A 1,558-nucleotide genomic window follows, 5' to 3' on the forward strand; every position below is an offset into this window, starting at 1 on the left:
TGGCTCCTGGCTTCTAATCTCATTCTCGACCCTAATAATTACTGCTTTATCTCGATTTACCGATTTGCATCAAGAAATCGTGGTTGGATTTTGTCTCTCTCATCTTGTCGATGAGAAGCTCGATCGCCGCGCCCGAATCAAGCGCATGCAGAACTCGTCTAAGTTTCCAGATAAGTTGGGCCTCATCAGGCGGCAAGATAAGCTCTTCTTTCCTGGTACCGGACTTATCGATGTCGATGGCCGGGAATACCCTCTTGTCCGCCAGCCTACGATCGAGATGAAGCTCCATGTTGCCGGTACCTTTAAACTCCTCAAAGATAACCTCATCCATTCGGCTGCCGGTATCGACGAGCGCGGTTGCGAGGATCGTCAGGCTGCCGCCGAACTCGATGTTCCGCGCGGCCCCAAAGAACCTCTTCGGAGGAAACAGCGCCGTTGAATCGACACCACCGGAGAGAATCCTCCCGCTTGCCGGGGCTGTCAAGTTGTAAGCCCTGGCGAGCCTGGTGATACTATCCAGCATGATGACGACATCGCGCCCGTGCTCGACAAGCCGCTTCGCCCGCTCAAGGACAAGCTCGGCAACCGCGACATGGTTGTCGGCCGGCTGGTCGAAGGTCGAGCTTATTACCTCGCCCTTAATAGAGCGCTCCATGTCGGTGACCTCTTCAGGTCGTTCATCCACCAGTAAGGCCATCATGTGCACTTCCGGATTGTTGGTCGTCACCGCGTTGGCGATTTGCTTTAGAATGGTGGTCTTTCCGGCTCTCGGCGGGGATACGATCAACCCCCTCTGCCCTTTTCCAACCGGGGCGGTCAAATCGATAATCCTGGTCGTAACGTTCTGCGGTGTCGTCTCGAGCCTAAACCGCTCGTTGGGATAGATCGGGGTGAGCGTTTCAAACTGGGCCCGCTGGCGTGCCGATTCAGGGTCCGAGCCGTTAACGCTTTCGATCCTGAGAAGCGCGTTGTATTTCTCGGTATCCTTGGGCGGTCGTACCTGGCCCTCGACCTCATCACCGCGGCGTAAGTTAAAGCGCCTGATCTGCGAGAGCGAAACGTAGATATCTCCTTCGCTCGGCAAGTATCCCTGGGTTCGCAAGAACCCGTATCCTTCACCCAGGATATCCAAGATACCCTTTTTAACCAGGAGCTTCTCCTCGCGCTCGCGCACTTCAACCCGCTGTTCGTATCGTTCAGGGGCTCTCGGCGCCTCGACAACGGCTTCTCGTGTCGCTGTTGCGACCGGTGCGACCGGTCGCGGTGCCGTTCTAGTTGCGGCAGCGGAGTCGGAAGTTCCGCCGCGCTTGCCTCGTGCCTCTACAATTGCATCGATAAGTTCTTTCTTTCTTAAGGTGGAGACACCGCCAATGCCCAACTCCATTGCAATAGGCTTTAACTCTGCTAAAGTTTTTAGTTCAAGCTGTGCTTTATCCACTCTTTCACCTTCTTTCGTAACTCGATAATTTTTAACGCATTATTTGGGTACTGGGCGGTCTATTAGATTTATTAGGTCTATTAGGTCTATTAGGTCTATTAGGTCTATTAGGTCTATTAG

The 1,558-nt window shown here is 53.7% G+C and carries 1 protein-coding gene; it reads right to left on the reverse strand.

Features of this window, described 5'->3' with window-relative positions:
- Window positions 1–46 precede the first annotated feature (46 nt).
- Complete coding sequence (gene rho, locus COY37_RS02755; protein WP_286678321.1) at window positions 47–1,438, reverse strand: transcription termination factor Rho; 1,392 nt, start codon at window positions 1,436–1,438, stop codon at window positions 47–49.
- Window positions 1,439–1,558: the final 120 nt, after the last annotated feature.

It is taken from the genome of Candidatus Aquicultor secundus (assembly GCF_002791875.1).
Taxonomy (GTDB): Bacteria; Actinomycetota; Aquicultoria; order Aquicultorales; family Aquicultoraceae; genus Aquicultor_A; species Aquicultor_A secundus.